The organism is Methanoregula sp., from assembly GCF_003170075.1.
Classification (GTDB): Archaea; Halobacteriota; Methanomicrobia; order Methanomicrobiales; family Methanospirillaceae; genus Methanoregula.
In genome coordinates this window covers 1-25,084 of sequence record NZ_PMZU01000063.1, presented here as the reverse complement: position 1 = coordinate 25,084, position 25,084 = coordinate 1, and the positions used below count along the sequence as shown (strand labels likewise).

The 25,084-nt window shown below is 53.0% G+C and carries 17 protein-coding genes; 9 read left to right on the top strand and 8 right to left on the bottom strand.

The features are described from left to right. Window positions 1-83: 83 nt before the first annotated feature. Window positions 84-440, top strand: a complete 357-nt coding sequence (locus QZN75_RS08515) for an ArsR family transcriptional regulator (RefSeq protein WP_394339498.1) — start codon at window positions 84-86, stop codon at window positions 438-440. Here the strand turns inward: QZN75_RS08515 and rpiA are convergent. Continuing rightward, window positions 420-1,133, bottom strand: a complete 714-nt coding sequence (gene rpiA, locus QZN75_RS08510) for a ribose-5-phosphate isomerase RpiA (protein ID WP_292427374.1) — start codon at window positions 1,131-1,133, stop codon at window positions 420-422. The two genes, QZN75_RS08515 and rpiA, sit on opposite strands and share 21 nt — an antisense overlap. 585 nt (window positions 1,134-1,718) lie before the next feature. Beyond that, the gene (gene surE, locus QZN75_RS08505) at window positions 1,719-2,501 is read right to left on the bottom strand and encodes a 5'/3'-nucleotidase SurE (RefSeq protein ID WP_292427371.1); all 783 of its coding nucleotides are present in this window, start codon (window positions 2,499-2,501) and stop codon (window positions 1,719-1,721) included. A 113-nt stretch (window positions 2,502-2,614) separates the two neighbouring features. Here surE and QZN75_RS08500 point away from each other — a divergent pair, with 113 nt between their 5' ends. Both QZN75_RS08500 and QZN75_RS08495 read left to right on the top strand, forming a co-directional pair. Continuing rightward, complete coding sequence (locus QZN75_RS08500) at window positions 2,615-3,502, top strand: ATP-grasp domain-containing protein (RefSeq protein ID WP_292427370.1); 888 nt, start codon at window positions 2,615-2,617, stop codon at window positions 3,500-3,502. After that, window positions 3,499-4,434, top strand: a complete 936-nt coding sequence (locus QZN75_RS08495) for a hydantoinase/oxoprolinase family protein (protein WP_292427368.1) — start codon at window positions 3,499-3,501, stop codon at window positions 4,432-4,434. The genes QZN75_RS08500 and QZN75_RS08495 overlap by 4 nt, the downstream gene beginning before the upstream one ends. 50 nt (window positions 4,435-4,484) lie before the next feature. On the opposite strand, the gene QZN75_RS08490 is transcribed toward QZN75_RS08495, so the two are convergent. Together QZN75_RS08490 and QZN75_RS08485 are read right to left on the bottom strand one after the other, a co-directional pair. After that, the gene (locus QZN75_RS08490; RefSeq protein WP_292427366.1) at window positions 4,485-5,111 is read right to left on the bottom strand and encodes a hypothetical protein; all 627 of its coding nucleotides are present in this window, start codon (window positions 5,109-5,111) and stop codon (window positions 4,485-4,487) included. A gap of 574 nt (window positions 5,112-5,685) precedes the next feature. Next, window positions 5,686-6,726 carry a histone deacetylase gene (locus tag QZN75_RS08485; protein WP_292427365.1) on the bottom strand — a complete coding sequence of 347 codons (1,041 nt, stop codon included), beginning with the start codon at window positions 6,724-6,726 and terminating at the stop codon, window positions 5,686-5,688. Window positions 6,727-7,477: 751 nt separating this feature from the next. Here QZN75_RS08485 and QZN75_RS08480 point away from each other — a divergent pair. Genes QZN75_RS08480 through QZN75_RS08470 form a run of 3 tightly spaced genes read left to right on the top strand, consistent with a single transcriptional unit; the run spans window position 7,478 to window position 9,791 of the window. Beyond that, the gene (locus QZN75_RS08480; protein WP_292427363.1) at window positions 7,478-8,356 is read left to right on the top strand and encodes a formate/nitrite transporter family protein; all 879 of its coding nucleotides are present in this window, start codon (window positions 7,478-7,480) and stop codon (window positions 8,354-8,356) included. 24 nt (window positions 8,357-8,380) lie between these two features. After that, window positions 8,381-8,905 (top strand): nucleotide-binding protein, encoded by a 525-nt coding sequence (locus QZN75_RS08475; RefSeq protein WP_292427360.1) that lies wholly within the window; start codon window positions 8,381-8,383, stop codon window positions 8,903-8,905. A gap of 40 nt (window positions 8,906-8,945) precedes the next feature. Next, a complete protein-coding gene (locus QZN75_RS08470; RefSeq protein WP_292427358.1) occupies window positions 8,946-9,791 on the top strand; it encodes a hypothetical protein in 846 nt (281 codons plus the stop codon). Between the two features lie 422 nt (window positions 9,792-10,213). Here the strand turns inward: QZN75_RS08470 and QZN75_RS08465 are convergent, their stop codons facing one another. Then, a complete protein-coding gene (locus QZN75_RS08465; protein WP_292427356.1) occupies window positions 10,214-10,375 on the bottom strand; it encodes a hypothetical protein in 162 nt (53 codons plus the stop codon). A gap of 102 nt (window positions 10,376-10,477) precedes the next feature. Between QZN75_RS08465 and QZN75_RS08460 the strand changes: the two genes are divergently transcribed. Genes QZN75_RS08460 through QZN75_RS08450 form a run of 3 tightly spaced genes read left to right on the top strand, consistent with a single transcriptional unit; the run spans window position 10,478 to window position 18,433 of the window. After that, complete coding sequence (locus tag QZN75_RS08460) at window positions 10,478-11,956, top strand: hypothetical protein (protein ID WP_292427355.1); 1,479 nt, start codon at window positions 10,478-10,480, stop codon at window positions 11,954-11,956. Window positions 11,957-11,994: 38 nt separating this feature from the next. Continuing rightward, window positions 11,995-15,117: a PD-(D/E)XK nuclease family protein gene (locus QZN75_RS08455; RefSeq protein WP_292427353.1), complete on the top strand. Its 3,123-nt coding sequence runs from the start codon at window positions 11,995-11,997 to the stop codon at window positions 15,115-15,117. Between the two features lies 1 nt (window position 15,118). Continuing rightward, complete coding sequence (locus QZN75_RS08450) at window positions 15,119-18,433, top strand: exodeoxyribonuclease V subunit beta (protein ID WP_292427349.1); 3,315 nt, start codon at window positions 15,119-15,121, stop codon at window positions 18,431-18,433. 743 nt (window positions 18,434-19,176) lie between these two features. On the opposite strand, the gene QZN75_RS08445 is transcribed toward QZN75_RS08450, so the two are convergent. The 3 genes from QZN75_RS08445 to QZN75_RS08435 form a co-directional block, all read right to left on the bottom strand. Next, window positions 19,177-21,342, bottom strand: a complete 2,166-nt coding sequence (locus QZN75_RS08445) for a DEAD/DEAH box helicase (protein ID WP_292427347.1) — start codon at window positions 21,340-21,342, stop codon at window positions 19,177-19,179. Between the two features lie 18 nt (window positions 21,343-21,360). Then, a complete protein-coding gene (locus tag QZN75_RS08440) occupies window positions 21,361-22,707 on the bottom strand; it encodes an ATP-binding protein (protein WP_292427345.1) in 1,347 nt (448 codons plus the stop codon). Window positions 22,708-22,733: 26 nt separating this feature from the next. Continuing rightward, on the bottom strand, window positions 22,734-25,084 hold a 2,351-nt coding region (locus QZN75_RS08435), incomplete at its 5' end, for a TerB N-terminal domain-containing protein (RefSeq protein WP_292427343.1).

The window sequence follows — 25,084 nt, the reverse complement described above, 5'->3', positions numbered from 1 at the left end:
CATATATATCGCTTACAAAATAAATAGTATGGTAACATTAAAAAAAATATTGAGGATGAGGTTGCGTGAGAACTGAGAATGTAATGTATTTCACAGAGAAGGAGGAAGAATTTGCCAACCTTCTCATCGAGATCGGAACAAAGAAGAACGTGGCAAAGGTGCTGGTTTTTCTGGCCAACATTCCAGAAGCTACCTCGCGTGCGATCGAACGCGGGACCGACCTGCGCCAGCCCGAAGTAAGTATCGCGATGCGTTACCTGATGGACCAGGACTGGATTTCAAGCCGCGAGAGCAAGGCCGAGAGCAAGGGACGCCCGGTCAAGATCTACGAACTTGCAAAGCCCATCACCGAGATCATGGACAGCATCGAGAAAGAGAAAAAGAAAGAGGCGACGAACCAGCTCGCCATGATTCATAAATTACGGGACTACATCAGCTGATGTCAGTACCTTACACTTTTTTTCATTTCCGATAATAACCGTTGTATTCTTGGAAAACCGGGTAAAGAGCCCGCTTTCAACAACACCTGGGATCATCGCTAGTGCTGCTTCAAGCGCGGCAGGATCTGCAATCTCATCAAACTGGCAGTCAACAATAAAGTTCCCGTTGTCCGTGATGACCGGCCCGTCCTTTTTTACCGCTTCACGGATAAACGGCCGGCAGCCCAGTCCGCGCAGCTGCCCCATCGCGGTCTTTGTCGCAAACGGGATCGTCTCGACCGGCACCACCCCGGACAGCCGGGAGACCATCTTCGTGTCATCAGCGACCACAATAAACCGGAAGGCGGCAGCTGCGACGCACTTTTCCCGGGTGAGCGCTGCGCCCCGTCCCTTGATCATCCGGAGCTGCGGATCGATCTGGTCAGCGCCGTCGATAGCAAGATCAAGCACCGGGTTGTCGTCAAGCGTAGTTAAGGGGATCCCGTACTCCCGCGCCTTCATTGCCGTCTGGTAGGATGTCGGGACACCCGAAACCGAGAGACCGTCCCGGACCCGGCCCGAGAGGCGCTCGATCATGTAAAGAACCGTGGAGCCGGTCCCGAGGCCAATCACCATCTCATCCTCAACCATACCCGCTGCCTGATATCCCGCCGCACGTTTTGCTGCGGCAACTGCTTCTGTTGTGCCAGCCATGTCAATGATAGGGTTCGGCGCCGGGATAATTAAAACTGGTGAATATAAGGTGCCGGAGAAACGGGCATAAACCAATAATATTCGCACCAGAGCCGTGAAAACCGGTGAAAAATGTATGAGGGTTCCCTATCACAGAGTTATACGGGGCACGGCGTAGCTGGGAGTTGTTCAGTACTTTTGGCTCTGTCGAAATCCTCGAATTGTTTCTTTTAACGCTCTTGGGGGCTTTTTGCAAATGCTGCCTCCGCCCCCGCACGCTTGTGGCTTCCCCAATGGAGTGATAGTGCCTCAACAGGTAATACGGCATCATCGCTAAAGCGCAGGGGCGGTTTGGGGGGACAGGCACTGTTCCCTCCGTCACGCTGTAATATGCAATTTGTACAAAAACTGATGGTTTCTACAGGGTCATATTTTTTAGTCACTAGTCCGCCGCGGGGGCTTCCTACCGGGGGCGGCAGCACTCATCGCACGTCAGAGGAAAAGATCTCCTCAGCATATCTGAATGCATTTCAAAGGAAATCCCTGTTTTTTTTAGCAAACGATAATTCGCATTTTTATATGAGGTGACTCATCCCACCCGGCGTATTAGTCAAAAAAGATCTTTTTTGTCTCATCCTCTGCCGCATACGCAGTGCAGTCAAGGGTGATGGGCGTGATCGAGATATTGCCCTTCCGGACCGCATGCACGTCCGTGCCTTCCTCGGCATCTTCAAGAAGCGGGCCGTTAATCCAGAAGTACGGACGGCCTCTTGGGTCGAGCCTTTTCTCGACACCGGTGTGGAAGAGCTTGCGGGCAAGCCGGGTCACTTCGTAGCCGCCGCTGACCTTTGACGGGATGTTGATATTGATCACATCAGCATTCGGGCAGAACCCGGATTCGAGCACGCGACCGACCACGTCCCGCACAACCTTCTTTGCTGCATCAAAACTCTGCGCAGACTGGCCGGGGTCGTCAAACTTGTCACCTTGGTCCTCTACCTGTAAGGAGAACGCGATCCCCTTGGTCCCCTGGTTGGACGCTTCGAGTGCCGCACCCATCGTGCCCGAGGTCATAATGGATTCATACGAGAGGTTCTCACCGATATTTATGCCGCTTACCACAAGCGTCGGTGCAAGTTTAAGCGCGTACAGCCCGATGATCACCGCATCGGTGGGCTTGCCTGCGACCGACCATGCAGGGATGCCGTTGATTTTGATCCGGTTAGCCCGGATGGGTTCGAAGATCGAGATCGAGCGGCCGACTGCGCTCTGCTGGGTCGCCGGTGCGACCACTGTCACGTCCGCGATGGGGGCAAGCGCTTCGTATGCCGCCCAGATGCCAAGGGAGTTCACGCCGTCATCGTTGGTGAGCAGGATCGCTGGTTTCATAAGCAACGGGTACTCTATAGCGCCGCCTTATCAAATAACTCACCGATCGATCCCGGGAGCAAAAGGGATGGGGATGGATAGGGTAATTTTATACAGGTGCAATAGTACCTGCGATGAAAGTCCTGCTTGCCGAGTACACAACCACCCGCGATCCTGCCCTTGCTCCCGAGGGAGCAGCGATGTTTAATGTCCTGCACAAGAGTTTTACCCGGTGCGGTTATGAAGTCGTGCTGCCGGGCACCGGGGATTTTTACGAAGAGATAGTACGGCTTGCTCCCGCGTGCGACATGGGCCTTGTGATCGCACCCGATCCCCTGCTTGCAAAATTTACCCTCCCGGTTGAACAGCACTCCCACAATCTCGGGTGCGGCAGTATGAACATAGCACTCTGTGCAAACAAGGTCACGACCGGAAAACTCTTAAAAAGCCACGGGATCCCGGTGCCGGCCGATGCTCCCGAAGGGAGGCATGTGGTAAAACCGGTGAGTGGTTGCGACTCTCAGGGTGTGCGGCTCACGACGGATGCTCCCGGCAGGGGAGAGTTCGCACAGGGGTATATCGAGGGAGAGCACTACTCGGTCAGTCTTGTCATGAGCCGGGTCGTTGGTGAGGCCTGCCTGTACTTCTCCGGCAACCCGCCGCTTGTCCTTGCTATCAACCGGCAGTTTGTTACCATCGGTACCGATGGCGCATTCACCTACTCCGGTGGGGAGACACCGGCCCATCCCGCACGCGGGCAGGAGATCATCGATACCGCAGTAAAAGCCGCGACCGTGCTCGGCTGCCAGGGATACTGCGGCGTCGATGTGGTAGTTGGCGACAGGGTCTTTGTGGTGGACGTGAACCCCCGGATCACGACGAGTCTTGTCGGGATCGCGGCCTGCATGAACGAGGAGATCGCAGCGCTGCTGGTGGAAGCCTCGCACGGCAACGCGCCAAAAGAGGTTCACCTCACCGGGAAAGTGCGGTTTGACACGCACGGGACGGTCATGCCGGCATGATCGGGATTGACGTGGGTGGTGCAAACCTTAAGGTAGTGGACGAAAACGGCGTCCACATCCACTACTGTCCGCTCTGGACCGGAGCCCCGCTTACGGAACTGCTACGGCAGTACGCGAATGGCAGCGACGGTGACGCAGCGGTTGTGATGAGCGGCGAGCTAGCCGATTGTTTCAAAAACAAGCTGCAGGGAATTACATTCATTGTCAATGCGGTACGGGTGGTTTTCCCGTCCGCCCGGTTCTATGGCACCGATGCACACTTCCACGATGGCCCGGTGCCGGCGCTTGCTGCCGCAAACTGGCTGGCATCCGCGGATTTTCTGCGGGAGAAGTACCCGGATGCGGTGCTGCTCGATATCGGGAGCACGACCGCAGATATCATCCCGCTCTCCCGGTTTCCCGCGCTTCTCGGCCTTTCGGATCTGGCCCGGCTCCAGAAAGGGTACCTCGTGTACACCGGCATGCTGCGGACACCGGTGGCAACCCTCCTTTCGTCCGTGAACCTTGTGGGGAAAGAGACGCCGGTCAGCACGGAATATTTTGCCGCAAGTGCCGATGCTCACCTCGTACTCGGCCACATCACGCAGGACGAATATACCTGCGACACCCCGGACCACAGGGAGAAGACACCCGATGCGTCCCTGCACCGGCTCGCCCGGGTAGTCTGCGCAGACCTTGAAGAGATTGGCAACACCGGGGCCATGCAGATCGCAGAGGCATTCTGGGACCGGCAGCGGGCGCTCGTTCGCGACACCGTGCGCCGTGTAGCAGAAGAGAGTATGGCCTCGTCAATTATTGTGGCAGGCATCGGTGCTCCGCTTTTTGCCCGCGAATGTGGCGGATTGGATCTCACGCAGGTGCTCGGACCGGCTGTGGATGCACTACCTGCCCACGCAGTCCGGGAGGTAGCAGTACGGACGCATGGAAAATAAGCCTCGTCCTCCTTGCAGGGTCCCTTGGCATCACAGCGGTACTCTGGAGTTTACAGGTGCCGTTCTTTTTTCTCTTCCTCTGCATCCCGCTCTTGCCGTTGGTGGGCAGGAAGCGGCAGGTGAAGCGCTGCCCGGTCTGCGGATGGGAAACCACAGGCAGCGAGAACTTCTGCCCCGCTGACGGGACTATGTTGTCCGGCCCGGGCTGTAAGGGCGGAGAGTGAAACCACCGACATCGGTATTTTGATGCCGAAGAGATCTGTCATGGGGATTGCACGGGCGTGTTCCCGGACGTACAGCCGGCAGCTGGTCCGGTCCACGACCACGCCCATCGCATCAAGATAGGTCGCCGTACGGTTCACCGGCATCGTGGTGGCAAGGGAGAGACAGAGATCGATAACCGGTGAACCGATCCGGGTGCCCGGATAGAACGGTTCATCGGCATTGATGATGTGGTCGCAGCTGCGGCAGAAAAAACGCTTCACCGAAACCCTGATGGTGCGTTCCTCATCATCTTCACGGATGATAGCAAACACTTTCTTTTTTGTATCGTATCCCGAGACCGGTCCTTGGCAGACCGGGCAGGCTCCGAGCTCGCCAAAACGCACGTTATCAACTGCCACCAGCCCGGTCTGGACTACGGTGGACAGCATCGGGAGGATTCGGGGGGGTTTCATTGTACCTGGGGGAAATTCGCGGACCTGAAACGAGGCACGGAACCGTCCACGGTCATCCGGCTGCTCCGGTAGTTGCTCATCAACATTTGAGTGCATGTATGTACGGTTCGTAAATATTAATTCGCGGTCGCCCCGGGGGATTTTCCCGTACTTTATGGCAACAATTGTCTGGTACGGCGCCACAGATCCTCGTCTTTTGCGGTCGCAAACACCAAAACGGCCGCCAGCGACATGATCTACGAGAACGCGTTCAACCCGGTGCCAGAGAACTAAAATTTTTTTTTTGCTTGTGGAAAATTTTCTCTTTTTAGAATCTCACGTGCTTTTTTTCCATGAGGGTTGGAACTGCCCCCCTCTCAAGAGGTGCGATACGTGCCGCCGCACCAAAAAGGGACGCCCCCGCGGCGGATCAATAACTAATAGTAATACAAAATAAGAACAATGCAATGAATCACAGCGAAAATAATTCCCTTGCCCGGCCGTGCCTCGGAGAGGCCTTCATGGCGGGGAGCCATCCCATTTTTTCACAGGTTTTAAGAGTCAGATACGAGGATCTCGGTTTATACCCATTTCCTCACCGGAGACCATGCAGTTTCCGTAATATCCGCACCCGCTCCCGGGCCCCGGCAGAGGGTTCTGGCACCGGCTCCGGACTCCTTTTTCCGCTCACCGCCCCCAGGATCGCGTTGATGGCGGCAGGATGTGACGGGCCGTACCCGCCTTCGAGCACGAACGCGGGTGGCAGGTCGAGCGCATCGAGCAGCAGTCCGGCAAGTGTGCCATAATCGACCGGAAGAAGACCCATGCCACCGACCGGATCGTCCGCGAGCGCGTCCTGCCCGGCCGAGACGATGACGAGATCGGGATGCACCCGTTCGAGCAACGGGAGAAAGACATCGGAAAAGACGTGCACGTAATCCCCGATGGTGCTCTTCTGCGGCAGCGGGGCATTTACCGTGCATCCTGCGCCGGCCCCGGTCCCGGTGTCGGTTGCCGCACCGGTGCCGGGGAAAAAATCCTCCGCGTGGACAGAGCAGTACAGCACCCGGTCGCTTCCGTAGAAGATATCCTGCGTCCCGTTCCCGTGGTGTACGTCCCAGTCAACAATCGCCACGCGATCCACGGATGTGAGCGCCTTTGCCGCGGCAATTGCCGTATTGTTGATGATGCAAAAGCCCATCGCCCAGTCCGATGCGGCGTGGTGGCCCGGGGGCCGGACGAGCGCAAAACAACTCTCGCCGTCCAGTACACGCTCAGTAGCGGCAATCGCCGAGCCTGCTGCGAACGTTGCAACCTCGTACGACCGGGGGTTGAGGTAGGTGTTTGCATCTAAAAATCCCGGCACATACGTATTGCCGGTGAAGTACCCGCCAATGCATCCGTATTCGTCAACCGTATCGTACGCGGTATGGAGGGCGCACTGCCGGTGCAGCCATGAAAGATAGCCTGGCAGGTGGACACGCTTAAGATCCACCTCTGTCGCAGCCACCGGGGGACGGACAGGGATGCCTTCCGGTAACTGTTCGGTAATCGCACGGAGGCGGTCGTAACATTCGATATGGCCCGGACGGTTGTGGTATTCAAAGATCGGACCGGTGATAAGAGATCGTTTCACAGGAAAACCCGACTCGTCATCTTAATAATAGAGTATCAATCGATTCACCAGATGAACATTATGGATTGGGCCGGCACGCCCGGCAAAATGACCCGGAGGAAAAGGAAAAATTCCCTGGCCTTTAATGAGAATGTTACCAGAGAACCGGGCGGGAAAAGGATTCCGGTACCTGAAGTCACCCCGGCCCGGATTTCTTCTCCGGGTCATTGTTCGCTGACCGGGTGAAGAAAAAACCAGGAAAAATCCTGGAGATCGCAAACGACACAAGATGCCGGATGGAGTTCTCATAAGGAAGGTGCCGGGACCAAAAATACCGGGCCGTGTCCCGATTGAGACGGGGACTGCCGGTAATCCGGTTAATTTTTTTTAAAGTAAAATACCCATTTAAAACAGGGGATCTTCTGAATGAAGCGCGCATAAGACCATGGCCGGATATTGCATGGGCTGAATGTTCTTTTTTTGGCGTGATCCACGGGCCAGTCTCCCCGGTTCCCGGGTAAAACGGTTTTTTTTAGTGTTTTTATACTCCGGGCATCAGTAAAATGCCCAAAGCCGGTATCAAAAACGGGTTACAAAATGTAACTATTCTCCGGCGTAACACGACCGGAAAGAATTTAGAAAGGTATTAATAACGACAAAAATGATTATCAATTCAGCCTATATCGAGCAATATCTGATACTCTCAAGGCTAATAACCGATGTTTCCGGTTGCCCGAAATAGGTTGAAACGTTTCAAGAGGTGTGTTAAAGAATGGTGTTTCATGCTCCGGTAGCAATTGTCGCCAAGGCCGGCGATGCCGGGAAATACAAAACAGGCCTGCCCACATGGAATATGATCGTCCGCGGGTTTATGTCCGGGGCGTACATCGCGATGGGTGGAGCCCTCGCAACCGTGTGCAGCACGGGAATTCAGGCAAGTGACGCCGCACTTCGGTACGGCACGGCAAGCGCCGGGTTCTCCCAGTTAATCCTGGGTGCGGTCTTCCCGGTTGGGCTTATCATCACTGTGCTGACGGGTGCAGAACTCTTCACCGGTGACGCAATGCTCGCTCCGATGGCAGCATTCGTTCACAAGGTGAGCTGGGCACAGGTCCTCAACCTGTGGCTGTGGGTATATATCGGCAACCTTATTGGCGCCATTGTATGGGCATACATCTGTGCAAACGGACCGTTCGTCTCGTTCGACGCTGCCGGTGTTGGCACGGTCTCCGCGTTTGGTACACGTGCTATAGCGATTGCCGCGGCAAAGACCAGTTACGTGGGAATGATGGGATTCTATTCAGCATTCCTCAAAGGCATCGCTTGCAACTGGCTTGTCAACCTCGGTATCCTGCTCGGCATATGCGCTGACGACCTGGTCGGCAAGTTCTTTGGGATCTGGTTCCCGATCATGGCCTTCGTTTCGAGCGGATTCGAACACAGCGTCGCGAACATGTACTTCATCCCGGCGGGTATCTTTACGCAGGGTTTCATCACCGACCCGACAAAGATCACCGCAAGCGTGAACTGGGTCTCGATGTGGACGGCAAACCTTATCCCGGTCACGATCGGAAACATCGTCGGTGGGATGTTCTTCGTCGGTGTCATCTACTGGGTTGCGTTCAGGAAAGAGATCGCAGCACTGAAGTAGATAGACTCCCATAACTCTTTTTTAATGAAGATTGGTAATGTTGAAGTGAAGGTCTCAATCCTCTCGATTGGGGTCTTTGTGATCTTCACTATTTTTTTGCTCGTTGCTTCCGTATTTAGCTCTGATGTACGGTCGCAGCTTATCTGGCTGATCCCGGGACTGTTTCTGCTTCTCGTGATCCCGGTCGTGCTCAACTACATGAGCCGCAGCGAGTACGCGGATATTACACCGGTGTACGAGGCCGCGGCGAAGGCAGTCCGTATTAAACTGATCAACGAGAACATGATCGGAAAACCGGTCCGGATCGAGGGCGTTGTCGAGAAAGTGCGCTTCCGGTTCCTGAACCGGCCGCAGTTTATTGTTGCCGACCGGTCGGGTGAGATCGCGGTCAAGATGTTCACGAATCCTGATGAGGATATCCACGAGCACGACGTGGTGGAAGTGCTCGGCATGGTGATCCACCGCTATGTCGCGGTCGGTGACCCGGTGATCAACTGCGTCTCGATCAAAAGAATTGGGAAGAATGCCGGGCCTGCAAAAGAGCGCTGACGAGCGTTTTTTTTGCGTTTTTATCTTTTCAGGTGATACCATGTCACAAACTGATATCCCGGCCGGAAACCCCGCGGTCCCTGGGATATATTATGACCTTGCCGTGCCGGTCTTTTCGTTCGGGGGTGCGGCGCTTGCGATCCTCACATGGACGTCAGGGATTTCCATCGACCTGCGCTTTACGGCGGCAGGCTGTGTGATTGCGTCCTTTGTGCTCGCGTACCTGGCATGGATCCGGCCAAAGAAGGATATCGTCGCGCTTACGACCCCCATCTACGCCATCATCTTCTTTGCCGTGCCGCTCGATGATGCGGTGGCGACGATCGTCCTTGAACTGCTCTACGCGGTGAGTCTTTCGATCCTGCTCGTGCGGCTGAAGTACCGGTTCGGCGCTCCCGCTGCCACCCATGAGAAGGGTACCCTTTCCGGCCCGCTCGGGGAATATGTTGAAAAAACACAACCTGCCTGCGCCGGTCTGCCACCGGCCGCGGCGCACCGGGCGGCGGTGGTGTTCCTGCGGTATGCAGCCGGTGAATACGGCGATGTGCAGCTCGAGGCGCGGGGAGGGATCCTTCTTCTGGACGGTTCGGGCAATGCACCTGCGTTTAAAACGGCATTTGAGATTCTCGCGGAGCAGGCGGCAATTACGGAAAAGTCCCTGCCCCGGCCAGCGTGGTACAGGCAGTTCACCTCGGCTGACGAGGCGCTGCTGGCCCGGCCACTGCCGCCAGAGAAGAAAAATGATGAGGGATACGATGCAGGATTCGATGCGGCGCTTGACAACGCGCTGCTCCTGCTCTTTGCCGCTGCGTGGAACGCCTCGGAAGCGGACCGGGGACACCTGCGTACGGCAGAAACGTTTGCGACAAGGGTGATTGAGGGGTAACTCACCGCCGGAAAACCTTTCCCGGACTGCTCTTTTTAGATAACCAGGGCCCCGGATCAGGAAGGCCTAAATAAAATATACCCTTTACCTTTTTTCATGGACACGAACAAAGAATGCGACTGGAGCCTGCTGAGGATTGGTTTCTGGTCAGGAATAGCGGTTTTAAGCCTGGTTGAACTCGCCTTGATCGAACTAAATCATAATGTGTCCGCCTATGATGTGTATATCCTCGCAGTTTCCGTTGTGATCATCATCGTATCCGTCATCTTAAGAAAACGGTCAATACCCCGGTAGGCATTTTTTTCACCTCCGGGCACCCCAAAAAAACCCGTTCCCGGCAGGCTCTTCACACGCCTCATCCCGGGGGCCGGACAAGCAGGAGTTCTCTTACCGTTCGCGAGCATCTCCTCCGGATGCTGACCCTAAAAGCTGGTGTCCAGTCCTTCCCTCACGGATATCTTCTTTTCGGCGTTGAGGATCGTGATGTAATCCTCGTACCTATGGATCCTCGTGCTGACCGGAAAGGGGATGCCGATGGTCGAGATGATGGCCTCGCCCCGGTCGAGGGTCTGGATCTCGGCCACTGTTTTTTCGCGACAACGCGGATCCTCATTTTCACTCTGCGGGCAGGTATTTAATAAGGTTTATTCACCCACAACTCAACAATCGTTGAGAGAGAATACTTCATGGACGCCCCTCCTTTCGAACATCTCCGCAGATTTTTTGAACGTATCAAGAATGTTGGCTTTTTTGAACGCATTTTTTCATGGCAGGGAGTAGTATCCCAAGGATACGATGCATTCGGGGAATTCCAGCAACTTCAGGGACTTGTACAGGAAAAAGATCAGGAAATAGCCGGACTCATCTCGAAGAACCGGGATCTCACCCAGACTCTTGAATACCAGCAGCAGCAGGCAAAAAAACTGGAGCAGAATTTTTCTTCAGAACAGCTTCGATCCCAATCCCTCAATGAAAAGATCACTGATAAAGAACGTGAACGGGCGACCATTGCAGAGGCACAGGCCAACAGCGAAGATCACATTCTCCGATTGAAGGGAGATATGATCACGCTTGCAGCAAAGAATGAGGATCTGCAGGAAAAGATCAATGAACGGGAGAATATTGCCGGGGGATTGATTGCCGAGGATAAGAAAAACCAGCAGGCAATTACCCAGTTAAGAGAAGATCTCGCCGCATCACAGGCCAAATATGACCAGTTGAACTCCCAGTTTATCGAAGCGCAGAAAACTCTTGTCGAACTACGGCAGCATGAGGAAGAACGTATCCGCGAACACGATTCCCGCATAACAGAATTGACGTCTCTTAAAAAGCAACTCGAAGAAGACCGGCTTCGGGTTCAGGCTGAACGGGGTGAAGAGATCCGCTCTGAATTTGCCGAGATGGAACAGACCTGGAAGAAGCACGAGGAAGTTGTCGAACAATCGTTGCGTTCGATCTGCCAGCGGCACACCATTGAATACTGCGACAAGGAAAAATTCCCCTTCTCAACAAAAAAACCAGACAATGCGGTGATTATTGCTGGCCAGTACGTGATCTTCGATGCGAAAAGCCCGAAGAATTCCGAGGATCTCACCAATTTCCCGCTCTACATCAAAAGCCAGGCCGAGGCCGCAAAAAAGTATGCAAAAGAAGAGAATGTCAAGAAGGATATTTTCCTCGTGGTCCCGGCAAATACTGTCGATTACCTGGAGGACTTCCACTTGGACATGGCCGACTACCAGGTCTATATTGTCACCTACGATTCCCTGGAACCGATCGTCCTTGCACTCCGGAAAATTGAGGATTACCAGTTTGTCGACCAGCTGAGCCCGGAGGACCGGGAGAATATCTGCCACGTGATTGGCAAGTTCGCCCACGCGACAAAACGCCGCATCCAGATTGACAATTATTTCTCCAACGAGTTCATCGGCCTTCTCCAGAGTTGCAGTTCCCTGCCGGAGGATATTATCAAGAAGGTGGTGGACTACGAGAAAGCAGAGAAGATGAACCCACCAATGGAGAAGCGCAAGAAACTGATCCCGATAAAAGAACTCGAACACGATGTCAAGGTCAGCACCAAGGAAGCGGAAGCCCGGGAGATCGATGTGACTGCGGTAACAAAAGAGAAGATCGAGACGATCCCGCTCGACAAGTACCTGGAATAAATCCCTGCCTTTTTCTTCCGGCAGATTAACCACATATCATGCCAGCACAGTCTTCCCCGGAGTCATGTGATGGGGAGGTCCTGTACGATTATGCGCTCCCCGGGGAACAGCTGGATGCTGATATCAGCGGTTTTGTCTCCGCTACACGGGAAGATCCTTTCACGAGCTGGCTCCTTCTCCCCACGGAGCGGCTGGTCCTTTATGTCACCCGGTCCCTGACAGATAAGAAGATCCCGTTTGTCTCTTCCCGCATCTGTACGCTCGAAGGATTCTGTAAAATCCTGTTTGAAGAGAACCGAACCATCGAGCGATTCCTGTCAAAGGGCGAAGCGAAGCTGTTACTGACGCAGATTCTTGAAAAATATGCAGCGGATGTCCCGCTCTTTGCAGCACACCATCACCCGTCATCCGGCACGATTGATGATCTTGTGACCTTCATGAAAGTCATACTGACACGGAAAGTCCCGTTCCCTGAATGTCTTCTGACTCTTGAGAGCGAGAAGAGCGATCAGCTTGACACGATCATTACAGCATACCGGGACAGCCTTAAGGAACTAGACCTTGTCGACAGCAGTACGATCCTCGAATGGACAATCGATTACCTGTACCGCTCCGGCACTGCCCCGCTTGGAATAGTCTTTGCTTACGGGTTCCACGATACTCTGCCCCTTGAACAGGATCTCTTCGGGGCCATACGGGAACGTGCAGGAAAAGTCCATTTTTTGGTTCCCGATGGCATTGATCCGGCAATTTTCAGGAACCGGCGTGAAGCGGGAGACCTGCCCGCACCGGATTTGACCTCCCTGCAATCAATGATCACCGGTCTTTTTTCGGAAACCAGTGTCCTTCAAGCCGGGGATCGTTTCCGGGTACAGACATTTCCCACGCGGTATGCTGAAATAGCCGGCATCGCAGCAGAGATTAGCCGGCTGAACAGCACAATGCCGCTTTCCGATATTGCGGTTGTGTTCCCGGAGCTTCGCGAGAATCTCGGACTCATTGAAGAAGTATTTGCCGATTACGGTATTCCGTGGAACGCGGCAGTCGGCCCCCGGCTCTCACAGGCACCGGTGGTCCGGTTCTTCCTGGATATCGCAGGTCTTGCCGCCACCGGGTATACCCGCGAGAATATTGTCCGGGTGATTGCAAGCCCGTTCTTCCGCAAGGGGCCGGTTCCCGGTGGAACAGGGTACCTGGATGCGGCCGAAGTCGATCTGGTGTCCCGGTATGCCGGGATTGATGGCCCCCACCCCAACTGGAACAAACAACTGGCATGGCTCCTTGGAGAGATGCAGGACTCAGAAAAGGCAAAAAACTTCCCGGGGATCTCGGTTCATTCTGTTGAACGCGTCCAGGATGGTATGAGGATCCTTCTTACCAGCCTCGATCATCTCGCGAAAAAGAAAAAACTCCGGGATCATATCGAGGGATTTCTGGAATTCCTAAAACTGTGGAATATTCCATACCTGTTCGGGGCACCGGATGATCAGCTCAAGGCGCAGGAGATCCGGCTCACGGCAACATTCTGTTCCCGCATTGAGGCTCTTGCACGGATCGAGTGGATGCCGGCCGATACCCCCATTACCGCGTCGGATTTTTTCCGACTCGTTGCCGCCATTGCCGAGGAACCGGATAATGCCCTCCGCCAGGATTCCGATGGCGTTGCAGTTCTCGGTCTCCACGAATGCCAGCACCTGAAGTTTGGCATGGTCTTTATCGGCGGACTCACGGAAGGTGTTGTTCCCCGGCTGACGACCCGGCTTCCGTTCACAAACTCCTTAGAGAACACCCGGATGGGAACCCGTACGCTTGCCGAGGTCCTCCGCGAAGAACAATATTATTTCATCGCGGCCCTGCTCGCCGCAGAGCAGACGGTATACCTGAGTGCCCCGCTTGCCGATGGGGAAAAATCCCTGCTCACATCAGCATTTTTCGAGCGGGTTAGGATGCGGACCGGGGAATGCCCGTGGTCTGCATCCGCACAAGATCCCTGCGTATCCCGGCGGACGGCAGCAATCGTGGCAGGGAACGGGATCCGCGATGAAAACGCCTGTGGTGTTCTTGGCCTCATCCCGGGTTCACTCGATATCAGCGATCTTACCCGGCGCATCAACATGGAACGGTATTTCCGGAGGGGCGCATGCGATTCGTCGTACGACGGGATCCTTTTCGGGGACGATGCGATCGGTGCCGTTCTTGCCGGGCAGTACGGTCCGGATCATGTTTATTCCCCGACAAGCCTTGAGACCTATGCCACCTGCCCGTTTGCCTATTTCCTCAGCCGCGTGATCGGGCTCGATGCGTTGCCGGAGGTGGAGCCGAACCTCTCGGCAAGCGATCGCGGGACTGCCATCCACCATGTCCTGAACACCTTTTACCGGCAGTGGCGGGCCTGTGGCAAAAAGGTCAGCCTCTCCACGCTCGCGGATGCAACAGAGATGATCCTTCGGATCGCAAAGGCCGAACTGGATACATATTCATTCCAGAGCCCGCTCTGGGATGCGACAAAGATCCAGATGCTGGGCGATCCCCGGACCGGCCCTGGGTGTTTCGAACGGTTCCTTGCAAGCGAAATACTGGAAGAGAGTTCACCGCTCGTTCCATCGCGCTTTGAGTTCTCCTTTGGCATGGGAACCGAAGCGTCTGACGATCCCGCATCGTCACCGGAACCAGTTGAACTTGCATCCCCGGATGGTACAAAGAACCTGAGAATCCGGGGCCGGATCGACCGGATCGATATCACACCTTCGGGAGAGTTCCTCATCTATGATTACAAGTCCGGCTCCACGCATCCAAAGGCAAAGGATATCGAGGCGGGAACTGCCCTGCAGCTGCCGCTCTACCTCCGGGCATTCGAACAGATCACCGGCTCGCACGGGATCGGCGGGGGATATTATACCATCCGGCGCGAGGTGGAGCGAAACATCGTCCTTGCAGATACATCGGCAAGAGACCTGCTGATCACACGGTTCCGGCCGTCACCGGATTTTGCCGGTACGATCCGGCACTCCTGCGATTGTGCCTTTGCCTACATTGACGGGATACGGAACGGGCGGTTCCCGCTTCCACCGGAAGAGGAATGCCCGAATACGTATTGCGACTTCAGGCGCACCTGCCGTTTCGATCCGTACCGGATCTTAGAGACCGGGGAGGAGACCTGATATGGCAGCGACACCACGACAGGGAGAGGCGATCACCCTGCACGACAAGAGCATGGTGGTCACTGCCGGCGCCGGGACCGGGAAGACGTACGTCCTGGTCCAGAAATATATCGACCTTCTAAAAACAAAAGGCGTGAGCGTGCCGCAGATCCTTGCCCTGACGTTTACCGACAAGGCAGCAGCCGAGATGAAGGACAGGATCCGTAAGGAGATCCTCCGCGAGGAAGGCCCGCAGTGGGAGAAGGCAGCCGAGGATTTCATGATTGCGCCGGTCCAGACCTTCCATTCCTTCTGTGCACAGGTGCTCCGTGAGTTCCCGATCGAGGCCAGTCTCGAACCGGGCTTTTCTGTCCTTGACGAGCAGCAGGTCTCCCGCATCCACAGCACCGCATACGAGGACCTGATCCATACGCGGCAGGAGGAGCCGGTGAATGCTGCGATCGTCCAGGTACTCGCCATCACCGATCAGTACAACCTAAAGACGATACTTTCTGCACTGTACGGGAAACGGGAACGCTATGCCCGGTTCTTTGCGGCCCTTCGTGAGGACGAGGGCCATGTGCTTGAGGTCTGGAAGACGGAAGTCTGTACATTCCGCGATGAGGAGATTATTGCGCTGCGAAAGGATCCATCGTTCTCCTCCCGGATCCGTACGCTGCTTACCCTTGCTGCCGCGTACGATGGCGTGGATGATAAAGCGGCATTCTTCCTCCATGAGATCCGGCCGCTGCTTTCCGTGCTTGAAAATGCCCTGGACCCGGAGGAATTCTGCCGGGCGGCGCTTGAACTTGCACAAAAAAGACCGGGCAATGTCGGGAGCAAAAAGGTCTGGAAGCCGGACGATCTTGCGGAGTTCAAAGGATGCTGGAAAGATCTCGCCGGGATCCTGAACAGAAAGCATTCCCTCTTCCTGATGACCATGGACGCATCCGATCCGGTCATCACCGGCTCGGTGCAGTTCCTCCAAGCGCTGTCGCTTGTCTTCTCCCGGTATGCGGAGCTTGTCGGCAGCGGGAAGGCGGCACTCGGCGGCCTTGACTTTGCCGACCTGATCCTCCATGCACGAAAATTATTCCTCGAACAGGGCAACCTCGTTGCAACGCACTTCATGCCCCGGTTCCGGTACATCCTTGTCGATGAATTCCAGGACACAGACCCGTCGCAGGCCGATATCATCCGGGCGATTGTCGGGACACCGTCGCCTGCAACAGACTGCCTCTTTATTGTCGGCGACCCCAAGCAGTCGATCTATCTCTTCCGCGACGCGGACGTGACGCGCTTTAAGGAGGCGCAGGAGATCATCACAGCTGCGTGCAGGGGCCGGAAGGTGACGCTTGACACCAGCTTCCGGAGCACAAAGGAGGTGATTGGCCTTGCAAACATTATCTTCTCCCGTCTGCTTGCCTCGGCAGAGAAACCGTGGGAGTTCGGGTACGAGCCGGTCGGGATCTCCGATAACCGGGCCGGTCATACCGGCTCTGTGGAACTGCTTCTCCCGCCCAAAGGGAGCGATGCGGCCGGGACAAAACGGAGCGAGGCCGGCATGGTGGCCCGGCGGATCCACAGCATCGTACATGCGCAGCCGCTTTCTGTGTACGAAGAACTGTCGGACCATTCGTTTGTTTCCCGCCCGGCCCGGTACGGCGATATCGCGATCCTGCTTGAAGCGCGGACGAACCTCTCGTATTACCTTGCCGCCCTCGGCGAGTACGGGATTCCCTTCTACGTCCACGGCGGAACCGGGTTCTACCACCGGCAGGAAGTGTACGATCTCGCAAACATTCTCTCGTTCCTCGAACACCGGCATGACAGCGTGAGCCTTGCCGGGATCCTGCGGTCGCCGTACTTCGGGCTCCCGGATACGGAACTTTTCCGGATTGCGCAGGAACGCGGGAATACGCTCTGGGACAAGCTCGGGAAATATGCGGAACAGGACGGGCCGGCAGCACACGCACGCGATCTTCTCGCTTCATGGCAGCAGTACGCCGGCCATGTGGGGCTTGTCGCGCTGCTCCGCCGGATCCTGTATGAGTCCGGGGTTTACACCGTGTATGCCGCGCTCCCGGCCGGGGAACAGGTCCTTGCAAACATCGAGAAGCTCGTTACTTTGGCCCGGAACCGCGAGGAGGCCAGGCCGTACGCCCTTGCCGATTTCACTGCCGATCTCCGGCAGGCGATGGACGAGGACGAGCGGGAGGGCGAGGCGCAGCTCGATGCGCTTGCAAAAAACGCGGTCAACATCATGACCGTGCATGCGGCAAAGGGCCTGGAGTTCCCGGTGGTTTTCGTGCCAGACATGGGCGCGTCCTTCCGCGAGACCTATCCCCCGATCATGATCGGCGAGAACCCGCTGGTGGTGGGGGTAAAGGTCCCAAACCCGGCGGACAATTTTGCATTGACCGAGAGCGCCGTGCTCCTTACCCTGCGTGAGCAGCAGCGCCAGAAGGAGCGGGCCGAGAGGAAACGGCTGCTCTACGTCGCCCTGACCCGGGCCCGCGACCATCTCTTCATGTGCGGGACGGCCCCGGAGGATCCCGGGCTCTCGTTCGATCACGCCCGGTCCCGGATAGAGTGGATCGTTCTGGCCCTTGGCGTCACCGGGGATGCGATTGCGGCGGGCGGCCTCACGCTGCCGGACGGTGTCCGGCTTACGATTGTTGCGGACCCGGTAGCGATCCCGGCCGAGACTGGGCGGGTCGAGCCTTCACTACTTCTTGTCCCGGAGGAATGTGCGGGAAAGGCAGGGACCCGGGCGGAGCCGGTGTACGTGACCGGGCCGGCGCGGGTGAAAGTTGTTTCCGTTTCGGAGCTGGAGAGGGGAACAGCAGAGGGACCGGTGCCGGCCCGGGAGTCAGGTGCATCGAAGTACCTGCCGGGCGTTGAAGGGACAACGAAGGGCACGATCATCCATGAAGTGCTGCGGGGCCGGGATGCGGCGACCGTGCTCAAAGAGTACGGGGAATTTTCGGAGGAGCATCTCCGGCAGTGCGAAGAGATCCGGGCTGCGTTTTTCTCATCCGACCTGATGAAGCGGGTGAAGCGGTCGTATTGTGAGCTGCCGTTCGTGATCACGCGGGAGGGACAGCCCGTGACCGGCAAAATCGACCGGCTCCTGGAACGTGACGATGGCTCGTGGGCCGTGATCGATTACAAGAGCGAGGCGGCCGGGCCGGAGGGATATGCGGCCTTGGCTGAGGAGTACCGGAAGTCGATGGAGATCTATTGCAAGGCGGCGAGGCAGCTGGTGCCCGGGAAGGAGGTTGCTGCTTATCTGTACTTCACGGAGACCGGGGAATTTTTACCGATGATCTCCTGAAACGATTCGGTTTGTATTTCTAAACCCGTCGAATTGGACGGGATTACTATCCGGGTTTTTCCGGGTAAACTACCAGGTTCTCCGGCACGGGGAATTACCGACGATATCCCGGGAAAAACATTGGTGATTTTTAATCCCTAAAACAGCCCTTCTTTTCATTTGGCCCTGTTATATCCCATCCGGCCCTGAGATCTGCCTCCCAAAAACGTACAAAAGCGTTTTGTACGTCCGCGTAAAATGCCCGGTTTGCCCTAAATCGAGAGTATCGGGCGATTCCTGAAAAAGTGTGTAAAAATGCACCTGTTTTGCACATAATTCCGGAAAATGAGTGTCCGGAGGAGTAATCCGGGACCGTAAAGGGCCCGGATTAGAGGTACTTTCCTGCGAGTGATCGGGAAAACTAGGATCTGCCCTCCGGAAAGACCGTATCCCAGATATGCCCGATACGGCCCCGGATTGGCAATCCGGCGATCCCGTTTTCCGGTTCCTCAGGAAACGATGTCCACGCCCACGGAATAAACGACATTTAAGAGGTATTTTCAAAAACCGGGCAAAAAGAAGGCCACTTGAACCTGCAATATAGCGGGCCTGTACGGGCCACGGTTTTCCGGAGGGGTTATTGTATGTGGCAAGGGCTAAAAAGGGCGCTATTGCCCGATCGTTCCGGAAGAACAAATAAAAGGATGGTGTCGAGAGGTTGTATTTTTGGGAAAGGGGGTACTATCGGAGTGAATTTGCTAAATTTATCGGCACCTAGTTTCAAGTAAGGAAATATCCGTATCAATATACCTCTTCGCATATTCCGCAATCTGAAGATTCTCCGGAACGAATTGATCATATTTCTCACTTGTCCGGCCTTGGAACTTTTCAGCAATCTTCTCTGGAGATGGACAGGATGTAAGTATCGTATTGTATTTTTCCAGAATCTGTGATGGCGACACACCTTTGAATTTCAATGCAATCTCCTCATCTTCTATATGCAGTCCGGCAAATTCTTTTCCCAAGGTGAAAAGCGTCCGGTGTTTTGCCGAACCGGTCCAGGTAAACCAGTACGTGAAATTCCCATCAACAACAAATGGATTTGTCAAGAGTCCGGCTTCCCGGGCTGCATGCTGCGCTTCTCTGATCATGGCCTGTGCCTGTTGATTGAGGTATGTTGGAATGTAATCGGAAGTGACGATCTCGCGCATCTTTTCCCGGATTTTGGGGTGAATCTCTGCGCCGCCCCCGCCAAAGTATTTCGGAACTTTCCCACCTTTCGAGGGCTCGACAAGAATCTCGCTTCTCTTGAAATCAATCTCAAGGATCTCCCAGCGACGCCCGGCAAGAATCAGGAACTTGCGGGTTTCAAGATCCGGGGCAGACTGAATGCTGCCGATTTTTCCACCCTTGTGGATAACACTGAATTCCCGGGGTGTTGTGAACGCAGAGTAAAATTCAAAGTTCCTGACGATTTTCTCGCCCTCAAGACCCAGGATTAGTACATCCCTCTCGTCCTGTTCGATCAGATCGGCGGCTCCCATGCTCCGTGAAATCTGGAGAAAATCCTCCTGGCTCACAGTCTGGAAAGCCCCGTTTTGTATAAGGGTGTTGAAAAGATCACTGGCCGTAGATCCACCGTGTTCTGCAATGACGCTCATAATTTGCTGAATCAAGGTTGAAAAATGATAAAATCCAATCTGAGGCGGCTCGTTCCATTTTTCAATCATCAACTCAGACATCGCCACAGCTCGGAGAAGTTCGGGATGCAACCGATCTACAATAGAATCATCTTTCGAGGGGTTCTCAGCAATGAACATGATCAGGATCGACGGCTCTCCTTCTTTGCGCCCACTCCTCCCAAGACGCTGAGTCAGTGAATTCACCGACCACGGAGCCCCGATCTGCCCGATGCAGGAAACATTCCCGACATCGATTCCCATTTCCAGCGTACTCGAACAGAATGTGGCCGTGGGTCGGTTCAATTTCAGGGCGTCTTCGGTATCTTCACGTTCGCTTTTCGAGAGAGAGCCGTGATGAATCCTGAAACAATCCGGTAATCCCTTTCGTTCCAGATACGCTCTCGTACTGTCAGTATAGAACTCAAGGAGTTCGCGGCTGTTCACAAAGATCAGGGCCGTTTTCCCATAGAAATAACGGACGATATCGTCAATAAGCAAAGAGGTCTTCTCTTTTTCTTTTGAAGGTTTATCCATTGTTGGCGTTTCGAGAATGTAACTGCGGATTTGGTATTTGACATCTTTTTGTTCCGTCGGATCTGAAATTACTTTTATCGATTCCGGGTTTCTGGGGAGAAGCCATTTTTTCGCCAGTTCCGGATCGCCAAACGTGGCAGAGAGACCAATGAGCCGGACGCCTGTCGGGCTCTTGTGCATCACACGGGACAACAGGCTTTTCAGGTGCGCTCCCCGTTCATTTCCAATAAATGAATGCATCTCATCGATGACAATAAACGAGAGTGATCCAAAAAGATGTGATAGTTCGTTTGAATGATTGATAAAAAGAGACTCGATAGATTCAGGGGTGATAAGAAGAACACCGGAGGGATTTTTCAGGAATTTTTTCTTCCCGCTGCTCCCGACATCCCCGTGCCATTTGAAAACCGGGATTTCTGCGAGTTCGCACAGTTTTTCAAGACGCTGGAACTGATCGTTGATGAGAGCTTTTAACGGGCCTACATAGATGGCCGATATACCCTCGCCTTTCTTTTCAACAATCTGTGAAAGAATTGGGAGAAATGCTGCCTCAGTTTTTCCGGATGCAGTTTTTGCAGAGATGATCAGGTTGTTATCTGTGGTGAACAGAGCCCGGATGGAGTCTTCCTGTATCGGTCGCAACTCCGTCCATCGCATCTTGTAGAGTTTTTCCTGAATGGTCGGATGCAAAAATGAAAAAGCAGTTTTTTCCATGGGGATGTTCCTGGAAGATTACAATTTGAAGGATACCAGCTCATCGTTGATCTTCGGTTCAGCAGATTTTTCCGGTATTTTTTCTTCCGGTTTTTCACAGGTTTCCGTAGTTTCCTGTGATTTCTGGACCGGTGTATTGTTCAGCAGGACTTCCCACGAGGTTCCGGGATTTTGTTCAAGGACCGAGAGCATCCGGACAAAACTCTTGACAATATCCCCGGGAGTCTGGAAGAAATCGGCCCCCAGCATTTTCTGGCAGTGCTGGAGGTATCCTTCGATGCCCAGATCGGGAATAAGATATTTTGCAGGATCCTCATAGGCAAAGACATTCCTGATATTGTAGAGCAGGACGTAGGTATCTTCCTTGGACAAATTCTCCAGTTCGATCACCGGTCCGCTGAAATCTTTCAGCCCTGCAACATTGAAATCGCTTCTTACAACCAAACGCCGGGCAAGTGCTTCATAACTTGCCAGTCCTCTCCGCTGGTCTTTAAGAAATTCATCGGTACCGGCAAAGACAAAACCTACGCCGGATACGCTTCCCTGGAGACAATCGTTTACAATCCGCAGGATTGCTTCATAATTCGAATTACGGGATTGGACATTATTCAGACGGTGGGACAGTACTCCCATCTCATCAAGGTTGACAAGGAGCCCCGAATACCCGGCCATCCTGACAAAGCGGCCCCATAATTTCAGGTAGTCGTAGATGTTGTCATCTTCAATGATTGTCCTGACCCCGAGATCCTGCCGGGCTTCGGTCTTGGTAGAATATTCTCCTGAAAGCCACCGGATTGCCGAAGCCATAAGCGCATCGTCACCTTTCTGGTATCCTTCAAAATACTTACAGAGAACTGTGGCAAAATCATAACCGCTGACAAATTCCTGAAGGCATTTTAATTCCTGAGGAATCTGCTGAAGGATTTCTTCGGTATTCTTACCCTCCTTCCGGAGACGCTGATCGAGATCGGAGATCCAGCGTTCAATAAGACCTGAAAGTGCACCTCCCTCGGGTTTTGCCCGTACGGCAAAATTGTGCACCAGTTCAGTATAGAGTGCCCGGGCCTGGTTATCTGATGAATACAATCTTCTCTCAAGACTGATGTCCGCTTGCGCCACCACAAATTTCTTTTCAAGTGCTACTATCCGGCAGAGGTTCAGGAAAAAACTCTTGCCCGAACCGTAGCGCCCGATGATAAAGCGGATCGCTGCTCCGTCATTCTCAATCCTGTCCAGATCGGATAATATTGTGCTGACTTCATTTTTCCTGCCGACCTGAATATGCTCAAGGCCGATTCTTGGAACAACCCCTGCACTCAGAGATTGGATAATTGCATCCCGTTCTCTTTGTTTTAATTTTCCCATACTCGGCCCCACTCACCGTTAATGATTCATCTCTTGTAATTGATTACGATACGGTTTTCGCTTTCTTCCAGCAGGAAATCTCCCAGTTCCTCATCAGCCCACGTATTGATATCATCAAAAGCGGCCCTTGGCATCAGGTTATATTTCTTGGCAAGAATGGTGAAGTCGTCCTGACTGACCTCGTTCGACTTCATAATATCGTGCAACATCGAGAGATATTTCGAGTCTAGCGAAGGAATGGTTTCCTGAGGGAAGGGAAGATCGAATTCATTTTGTCGTGTTTCTGCATTAACGGATAATTTTGGAATTTTTACTTCCGGCTCTAGATCGATAACAATCTCTTCCTCTTCCTGTTCGAATACGGATGCAAGAATATTCTGGACGGCCCGCGTATCCTCCAGGGTTTGTTTTAATTTTTCCTTATTTATGCTAAATTCCGGCGTAATTGCCTGCGGGGGGATGGCTTCTCCCTTTCGGGATTTTCCGGCTTTTAGTACGGTTGTGGGCTCTTCAGGAATGTGCCCTATAAGGAGTTTGTTAATGATTTCATCCGATATCGAGGGATCTATCTCTAACGCTTTGAAAACAGTTTTCAATGACTTTTGTTCTTCCTTCGTGAATTTATTGTCCAAGAGAACGATATCCCCCAAGAAACTGGCAATTGACATTTTTTGTTCAGGATTCAGATATTTACTCAAACGTTTACCAATTTTTGATAGTGAGGGAGGTTGGATTTTAAGGGTTTGTTGAAGTCCCTTAAGACATTCAATTTCAAATGAATTGAGTGAAAACTGCTTTGAGATATAGTTATGAAGAACATTTTCCTCAATTTCAGATACATTTTCATCAGATGCTGCAATTGTATATGCCATTTCAAAAATTAATGCAGCGTGAGAAAATTTATCTGTGATTTGAACGGCATTATTGACTGGAATAATTGCAACGGAATCATTCCATTTATAGGAACTTCCGGATATTTTTTGATCTGGAATGAGGATATACCCGTTGTCATGTGCTGTTGTTACCATCGTGTTGCATTGGGTCGCGGTTAAAGATTCACGTTTAGTAATTCCCACTAACGGGGCGATATCAGATATTTGAACGATGATCGAACCTTTAGTAGGCGTTTTTGTGGAGTGGAATTGTTGCCATGACTCCAGATCAGGGTGTTTGTACTCTTCTTTTAATAATCTAGGAAGTAAGCCGTATACTTCTCGGGTCATCTTTCCGTCAGTTTTATTGAGCTTGTTGGTGACAGATTTCAACTCCTCTAAACATTCAGCCCAGATAGAGAATGCCGTCTTGAACGGTTCTGTCCCGATATTTGGAATATCTAAAACAGCGGGTTTTATCGATTTTGATTCACGCGAAAATCCAGAATAATACTTCAAAGAAAGACTTACTGGTGAATATGCTAGGTAATGTTGGTGCGTAGCTGGGATAGGAGGTAATTCACCAGAAAAATGCAGATTGAATTTCTTTTCGTAAAGTTTTTTGAGCAATAGCGGGTGTTTTTTCGGGATATTACTCTTTATAGTCTTTTGAGAATTTCTTGCGAGGGAGTACATCAGTTCCCACGGGATTTCTTTTGCCTTTAAGACATACCACGCAAGAACCGTTATCGATGAATTATCATCAAGTTCATCCAACATTGGATAAAAATTCTTAATTTTCGAATCATCCATTTCATGGATTTTCAATGCGACGTTGAATGTGACAAAACGATTCAGATAAAAATTAAATGAATTTGACTGGGGATATCGAACCAATATACGGTGAGCCTCTTCAGTAATTTTGTCAACATCCTCGTTTTCAAAAATTGCCCTCCGTTCAAGACCATAAAAAAAGATAAACGCATAACCGATATCATTCAAATCGCTATCTCTTCCATTTGACATCCATGAAAGATAATTTCCTCTTTGATCTGGAGTGAGTGTGGAATAGTTTGGATAATAGGGTAAAGCATAAGGATCACGTCCTATTTTTTCTACAGGAAGTGCTCGATCTATACACGATGCCTCTTGTGATGAATTTGATCCATCCGACCAATAGGTAAACGGATTTTTAATAGTATATCCGTGTACAACTATGGATTGACCAAGACCTGACCAATGGATTTGTCCAGAGTTAGGTTTTTTTTGCGGTCCTTGAGTGATTATTACTTTGACGGTTTTGCTTTGATAATCGGATTTGGAAATTCCTCCCGAAGAATAAATTCCAGTGGATCTGCAAACGGTTTTCGGTGTCTGATCTTTTATTAAATTCTCATCAAATACAGCCGGATATTCTTTTTTTACCAGATTTACATCGTTATTAGTGCAAAATTTGGCGTCTTGATTTTTTATTTCAGAATAACGCATTTCATCTAATTGAGTAT